We start from the raw sequence: 6942 nt of genomic DNA, 5'->3' as shown, positions 1-6942 counted from the left end.
CACGAGCCCCACCCCTCCCGCCAGGGCGGGAACGTTCAGGTCTCCTTCCGGCTCAATCGGTCCTTCAGACACGAGGGTGACGGCGGAGTCCTCCGACCATGCGGCCCCCTCGAGACTGGGATCCCACGCCGATGCCGCCTCCTGGGCGTCGCGGGGCTGATTGAGCTCCGAGGTCACGATGAGCTGATGCAGCCCCCGTGCGCCTCCCAGCACCGCGTCGTTCGGACTGCCCCGTTTGAAGGCGGGAACCACGTCGTTCGCCATGATGGCGTCACTGCGCGCCTGCTCATTCGGGCCATCCACGCCATCACCCAGGATGATCTCCGCCGCGCGGTCCTCGATCGCGATGAAGAGCAGCGCGCCGTCGTCACGACCGGCCGTGCCCAGCCCCCACCGATTGAAGAGCTCCAGCGCGAAGGCGCGCGGCGGCTGGCGTCCCGTCGTGTCGACCACCACCACCGCGAGCTGGCCTTGGCCATCACGGACCAAGGCATTGCCGAGTTGGTCCACCTCCGCCAGCGTCTGCGGCGAGAGTGTCCTGGTCGTGTCCACGGACCATGCGTTGGCCGCGAGCCGCGGCACTTCCTTCACGGTGACACCCAGGGCTGGAACGCCAAGAGCCCAACAAGCCAGGAACACCCAGCACATCCAAGTGCGCATGGGTGTCGACGCTAGCCCATTCAGCGTCTATGCGCCCGTGCCCGTCGCCGCCGTCTCAACCAGCATCGGCACGAAACCGCCGTGGGACCTGCGACCCTCGTCATAGGGCATGCTGCCCGGGTGCATGCGCGGATCGGCCATGGCCTTCCCCCACCCAGCGTTGCGCGCCTCCTTCGACGGCCACTCAATCCAAGCGAAGACGACCTGCTCATCCGCGGTGGCCTTCACCGCGCCCTTGAAGTCAGTGACCTTCCCGTCGGGGACGTCGTCTCCCCACGCGTCGACGACGCGCGTGGCGCCATGCTCCAGCAGCACCGCCGCGAGACGGGACGCGATGACATGGTAGGCCTCCTTGTTTCCAACCGGCACCGGCACGAGGGAGCCATCGACATAGCCGGGCCTGCCCGCTGAGCCCTCATGGAGGCTGGGAACGAAGCCGCCGAAGATCATCCGCTTCCCATCGAAGGGCATGTTCGCGCCCATCTCCTTCATCCTTGGGTCACGCATTGCCTTCGCGTTCGCTTCGTCGCGCACCGCCTTGCTGGGGTACTCAATCCAGGAGAAGACGATGACCTCATCCGGCGCGGCCTTCACCGCGCGCCGCAGGTCGGTAACCTTGCCTTCAGGGACGTCGTCCCCCCAGTTCTCAACGAAGCGCGTCGCACCAAACTCCTTGTACAGCGGCGCAACGGCAATGGCGGCCTGCCGGTACGCCTCCTTGTTCGCCGAGGGGACTGCGCACACGAATCCATCGATGTAGGCCATGGCAACTCTCCAGCGAAGATACTCTCACGTTGACAATAAAGGTTGATATCAACATAACCACGCTTGTCAATGTCCCGAGCCGTCCCATTCGCCACGACGCTTCACGTCCGTGACCACTGTCTCTGCCTGGTGGTTCAGCAGGCAGCGCGAGCCCTGGCGCGGCGCTTCGATGAAGCCCTGCGCCCCGTGGGCCTCACGCATGGACAGTTCTCGCTGCTGATGTCGCTCAACCGCCCCCAGCCGCCGTCCATCGGCCCCGTCGCGGAGCTCCTGGCGATGGACCGGACCACGCTGACAGCCAACCTGAAGCCGCTCGAAAGGCGCGGGCTGGTGAAGACCACCGTCGACCCGGCCGACCGCCGCGGGCGATTGCTGTCGCTGACGGACGCAGGGCTCCAGCTCCTTCAATCCGCGCTGCCCCACTGGCAGAGGATGAACGAAGAGACGGAGCGATTGCTGGCGCAAACCGATGTCGACGCCCTTCGGGCTGGACTGCGGGCGCTCTCCTGAGTCCTCTGCCAGAGGGTGCCCTGGCGCCGACAGCGTGCGCCGCGCGTTCTGCTATAGGGGGCCCGTGAGCATCGCGACCCACGACGAAGGCCCGCTGCGAGGACCGAGCTTCTTTTTCAGCCGCACGGCGCTCCGCTCGCTCGCGCTGGCCCATCGTGCCAGCTACAGCGCGGCGCGGCCCCATCCCCACGCCGTCATCGATGGCTTCCTGGGGGGGCCGCTGGCGTCCGAGTTGGCCGGGGTCTTCCCGGGCGCGACCGAGGCAAACTGGAAGCGACGCGACCACCCCGAACAGGCGGCTCGACTGGGACAGCTTCAGCGCAAGGCGTTCGAAGACGTCCCCGGAGCGCTCCGGCACCTGCTTTCGGAGTTCTCCGGCATGGCGTTCATCGACTTCCTGGAGTCACTCACCGGGGTGCAAGGGCTCATCCCGGACCCGCATTTCCGAGGCGCCGGGCTGCACCTCACGTTGCGAGGAGGGCATCTGGCGCTGCACGCCGACTTCAACCGTGATCGCTTCCGCGCGCTCTCCCGCCGGCTCACCGTCCTCTACTACCTGAACCCCGGCTGGGAACCCGCCTGGGGAGGAGACCTCGAGCTGTGGAGCTCGGACCTCTCCCGGTGCGAGACGCGAATCGCCCCCCTCCTGGATCGCCTGGTCGTGATGGCCCATGGCGACGACCACTGGCACGGCCACCCCGCCGCGCTGGCGTGCCCCGAGGGACGAGGGCGCGCCGCGGTCGCGGCCTACTTCTACACCGCGGAGGAAGCCCCCAACGCGCCGGAGCCCCACAGCGCCATCTGGGCACCACCGCGCTCGTAGCTGGCGCATCGATTCGTGGTACGGCGCTCGCCCGCGCGGCGCCACCCCTCATGCCGTGGGAGACGCGGCTTTCCCCGCGGCTTCCGAATGCGTGAATCGGTCCTTGAGACGCAGCAAGGGCTTCTCAAAGAAGCGCCACGAAGCGAGCGTGAGCGCCAGCAGCACCGCGTACTCGAACAGGATGCCCACCGCGGTAGCGACGAAGGTCGAGGGAATGAAGCGGTAGAACAGCGGCCGCGTGTAATGGCCGCCAGCGGGGATGACGAGCGCATGGAACAGGTAGAGCCCGTAGCTCACCTGCCCCACGAAGCGCAGTGGCCGCCATTGCAACACGGCCTGGAGCACCCGCGCGCGCCCGGAGAGCACCCACCCCAGCAGGCTGGCGAAGCCCACCGCCCAAAGCGTGTACAGGCCCGCCACCAGCAGCACGCGAACCCCGGGGCCGCCCGGCCCCGTGAGCGCCGTTGCCATGTGAATGGCGGCGCCCTGGCCGAAGAAGACGAGGGACAACGCGCAGGCCACGAGCAACGCGGGCACCGCGAGCCGCGCGCCCCACCGTGACAGGCCGTCCGCCGTGGCGCGGCCATCCACCACGCCCAGCGCCAACAGGCCACCGAGCGCCAGTCCATCCAGACGGAACAACGTGAAGGTGTAGACCTGGATGGGCGCCGCGCCCTCCCACAAGGCCGCGAGGCGCGCCAGCGGGGACAGCAGCACGCACGCCCACAGAAGCGCGCGGAGCTGCCCGTTCCGGAGGAAGAACACGAGCAGCGGCCACACCAGGTAGAACTGCTCCTCGATGGCCAGGGACCACGTCACGTTGATGGGCGCGGGACCGAAGTCCGTCATCCACAGGTTCTGGAGGTACAGCGCGTAGGTCACCCAGGAGTAGCGCTGGGTATCGAAGGCCAGGGCCGGCAGCAGCCGCCCCATGAAGCCAAAGGAGAAGGCCAGCACCAGGAAGTACAGGGGCCAGATGCGCAGCGCCCGCCGCGCGTAGAAGGTACGGAAGTAGCCTCCACGCTCACGCGTCTGCACGAGGATGCGCGTAATCAGGAAGCCGGAGAGGACGAAGAAGAGGTCCACGCCCGCCCAGCCCACCTGGAAGAGTGCGCCCAGTGATGCGCTGCGCAGCCCTGTCAGTGAGTGGTAGGCAATCACCATCAGCACCGCCACGCCGCGCAGCCCATCCAACGCGGGAAGGTACTCCGGCAGGCGCAGCGACTCCGAGGGTTCGGTCTTCATCTCTGGGCGGACCATAGCTGGAAACGGTGGAGGCGCCCCACCCGAGCCCTTCAGGAACTGTACACCGAGGCAAATCCTCGCACGTCGCGGCAGGCCAGCACGTCAGGCCATGACCTTGCAGTCGTCGTGGCAACTCCCATATGAAGCGCGCGCTCATGCCCCGATTCCTGGCAATCATTGCCCTCCTGACCACCACCCCCACGCTCGCGAACGAGGAGACGGAAAGCCCCGCCCCCATCGCCGAAAGCGGCCCGACCCTCAGCCGAGAAGAGGCGCTGGAGCAATATGAGCTCCGGCACATCGGGTTCGATGAGTACATCGCGGTGACGCTGTCGTATTCGCCACTGGCCGTCGGGAGCCCGCCGAGCCGCTGGACCGTCCCGTATGAGGGGAAATACAAGAAGCCACTGGAGGGTGAGGCGTTCTATCAAAAGCTCGGCCGAGACGACCTCGTTGCGGCGTACCAGTCGAGAAGCGCCACGAAGCTCACCCTGAAGATCGTCGGGGGAGTCGTGATGATTGGCGGGCTCGTCTACGGCATCGCCACGCCAGGCGTTCAGTCCGAAGACTGCGAGCTCGGCAACGACTTCTCGGCGTGCATCGACCGCAATTTCGCGACCCGCCGCCGGGAGCGGAACATGTTCCTCGTGGGAATGGGCGTGAGCCTGGTGGGAGCAGGACTGCTGTGGTGGGGCATCTTCTACAACCCCCATCCCATCGCCTCCAGCGAGGCCCGCGAACTGGCGGATGGCCACAACAAACGCCTGCGCCAGGAGTTGGGCCTGTCAGATGTCCCCGCGCCAGCCCCAGGCCCACGAAAGCGGCCATCCGTCATCCAGGCCCGCCTGACGCCTGTCATCGGCCCGAACTCCGGGGGGCTCCTGGTGGACGGGCGCTTCTGATTCCCGGCCGCGATGTCAGGAAGAGTGCCCCGGCCGGGTCGGAGCGCCTCACGCATGGCCCGCCGGAGCCAGTCTCCCCGGCGGCCGTGCTCCCCCCCGAAGCCCTGGCCCGCGCGGCCGGCGTGATGACCGTGCTGGCCTGAAAGGACGCCCTGGATGCCCTCCTCCCCGAACGATGCCCCCCAGCTTGTCGAGCTCGCCGGCCACCACGGACTGAATCTCAAACCCGACACCCTGTCGGTCAACGAGGCCGGACTGGACTATCGCGTCGTGATGGCGCGCGACGTCGAAGATACGCCGTGGATCCTCCGCATCCCCCGGCGTGAAGACGTCTCCGCGAAGCTCCCGGACGAGAAGAAGATCCTCGACTTCGTCGGCCCCCGGCTCGGCGTGGCGGTGCCCAGGTGGCATGTCGCCCACCGGGACCTCATCGCCTATCCGGCGCTGCCGGGCAGGCCCGGGCTGACGTTGGACCCGGCCTCGGGCGAGCCCGTATGGCACTTCGACCGCGAGTCCCCCGTCTATGCCCGCCAGTTCGGCCAGCTCCTGGCCCGGATGCACGCCATCGACATCGAGGATGCCCGGCGAGCGGGCCTCATCGTCGAGACGCCCGACCAGGTCCGCGCCAACTGGGCCTCCGACATCGCCCGCGTCAAGCAGGCCTTCGACGTGGCGCCCGCCCTCCTCCAGCGTTGGGAACGCTGGCTGGGCGACGACTCCTATTGGCCCCGCTTCGTCACGCTGACGCATGGGGAGCTGTACCCCGCGCATGTCCTGCTGGCTCCGGACGACACCATCACCGGCGTCCTCGATTGGACAACTGCAAAGGTAGGAGATCCGGCGCGCGACTTCGTCTTCCAGAAGATGCTCGGCGTGGACGCCGTGTTCGAGGCTACCGTGGACGCCTATGTGAAGGCGGGCGGGCGAGTCCCAGACCGCCTGGGCGACCACTGTGAGGAACTGCTCGCGGCTTCACCCGCCGGCTATGCCCTCTTCGCGCTGATCACCGGCCAGCCAGAGCACCGGGCGGCCGCCCAGGCGCAGTTGAACCCTGAAGCGGCCATGTAGGCACAGCGGGCCGGGCGGCGGGCCAGCCCCCCCGCCGCTCAGGTTTCACTGTCCAATCACGGCCTGGGGCGCTAGGTAGGGACGGCTCGATGGAGCTTTGATGACCGCTGCCCTCCTGTCCCTGTCCCTCGCCTTCACGCTCGTCACCGGCCAGTTCGCGCCCCAGCAGGCGGGAAGTGACCCGCTCGCGCCGGAGCTGGAGGCGCGTGCCCAGACGCTGGGCAAGCAGCTCCGGTGCGCCGTGTGCCAGGGACTGTCCGTGGCGGACAGCCCGTCCTCCATGGCGCGCGCCCAGCTCGACATGATTCGCGAGCTCGTCTCCGAGGGGAAGAGCGACGCCGAAATCGTCGAGTACTTCGTCGCCCGCTACGGTGAGTGGGTGCTGCTGTCGCCTCGCGCGGAAGGCTTCAACTGGTTCGTGTGGCTGGGCCCGGTGGGGCTCGTCGCCGTGGGCGCCTTCGTCATCTGGCGGCAGCTCAAGCGCGGCGCGGGTACCGCGGAGCAGCCCCCGCCCGCGGCCACGACCTCGGAAGAAACGGCGGCCCCGGCCGCGCCCGCTGGAACGCCTCCAGCGGATGAAGAAGACCCGTACCTCCAGGCCGTGCGCCGGGAGCTCGAGCGCTAGGAGCGCCAGGCCATGCAGCCGCAGACGACGAATTGGTTGCCCGGAATCATCGTGCTCGCCGTCACCTTCGTGTTGGCGGCGGGCTGGATCCTCTTTCAGCGACGCAAGGGCTCCCTGGCGTCGGCCGAGCCCCGCGACGGCGTGCTCGACGACCTGACCCAGCGCGCGCAGTCCCTCATCGACCAGCTCCGCGCGCTGGAAGCGGAGAAGCACAACCAGAGCGCCGACCAGTATGCCGCTGAGAAGTCCCGCCTGGAGCGCGAGGCCGCCGCGGCGCTCCGCGCGAAGGACGAGCACCTCAAGCGCAAGGCCTCCGGTGAGGGCGCCCGCCCCCGCCCCCAGGC

General features: G+C 68.3%; 8 protein-coding genes and 1 pseudogene. 6 read left to right on the top strand and 3 right to left on the bottom strand.

Features of this window, described 5'->3' with window-relative positions; genetic code table 11:
• Both HNV26_RS36375 and HNV26_RS36370 read right to left on the bottom strand, forming a co-directional pair.
• The coding region (locus HNV26_RS36375; protein WP_171445458.1) for a TPM domain-containing protein at positions 1–660 on the bottom strand (660 nt) is incomplete at its 3' end.
• 27 nt (positions 661–687) lie between these two features.
• A complete protein-coding gene (locus HNV26_RS36370; RefSeq protein ID WP_171445457.1) occupies positions 688–1425 on the bottom strand; it encodes a DUF1428 domain-containing protein in 738 nt (245 codons plus the stop codon).
• Between the two features lie 69 nt (positions 1426–1494).
• On the opposite strand from HNV26_RS36370, the gene HNV26_RS36365 reads away from it, so the two are divergent.
• Positions 1495–1935 carry a MarR family winged helix-turn-helix transcriptional regulator gene (locus HNV26_RS36365; RefSeq protein WP_171445456.1) on the top strand — a complete coding sequence of 147 codons (441 nt, stop codon included), beginning with the start codon at positions 1495–1497 and terminating at the stop codon, positions 1933–1935.
• A gap of 64 nt (positions 1936–1999) precedes the next feature.
• Entirely contained in the window at positions 2000–2758 is a 759-nt protein-coding gene (locus HNV26_RS36360; RefSeq protein ID WP_171445455.1) for a 2OG-Fe(II) oxygenase, read from the top strand.
• Positions 2759–2806: 48 nt separating this feature from the next.
• Here HNV26_RS36360 and HNV26_RS36355 read toward each other — a convergent pair whose 3' ends face one another.
• Positions 2807–4003, bottom strand: coding sequence for an acyltransferase family protein (locus tag HNV26_RS36355; RefSeq protein ID WP_253817377.1), 1197 nt, complete (start codon positions 4001–4003; stop codon positions 2807–2809).
• Positions 4004–4158: 155 nt separating this feature from the next.
• Here HNV26_RS36355 and HNV26_RS36350 point away from each other — a divergent pair, with 155 nt between their 5' ends.
• The 4 genes and pseudogenes from HNV26_RS36350 to HNV26_RS36335 form a co-directional block, all read left to right on the top strand.
• A complete protein-coding gene (locus HNV26_RS36350) occupies positions 4159–4905 on the top strand; it encodes a hypothetical protein (protein ID WP_253817376.1) in 747 nt (248 codons plus the stop codon).
• A gap of 156 nt (positions 4906–5061) precedes the next feature.
• Positions 5062–5973 carry a macrolide 2'-phosphotransferase gene (locus HNV26_RS36345; RefSeq protein ID WP_171445452.1) on the top strand — a complete coding sequence of 304 codons (912 nt, stop codon included), beginning with the start codon at positions 5062–5064 and terminating at the stop codon, positions 5971–5973.
• 100 nt (positions 5974–6073) lie between these two features.
• A complete protein-coding gene (locus HNV26_RS36340) occupies positions 6074–6598 on the top strand; it encodes a cytochrome c-type biogenesis protein (RefSeq protein ID WP_171445451.1) in 525 nt (174 codons plus the stop codon).
• Positions 6599–6610: 12 nt separating this feature from the next.
• Positions 6611–6942 (top strand): annotated as a pseudogene (locus HNV26_RS36335) (tetratricopeptide repeat protein); the annotation flags it as partial.

It is taken from the genome of Myxococcus xanthus (genome assembly GCF_013116825.1).
Taxonomy (GTDB): Bacteria; Myxococcota; Myxococcia; order Myxococcales; family Myxococcaceae; genus Myxococcus; species Myxococcus xanthus_B.
Note: the sequence above shows the minus strand (reverse complement) of the source record. Positions and strands in the feature narration are given on the sequence as shown.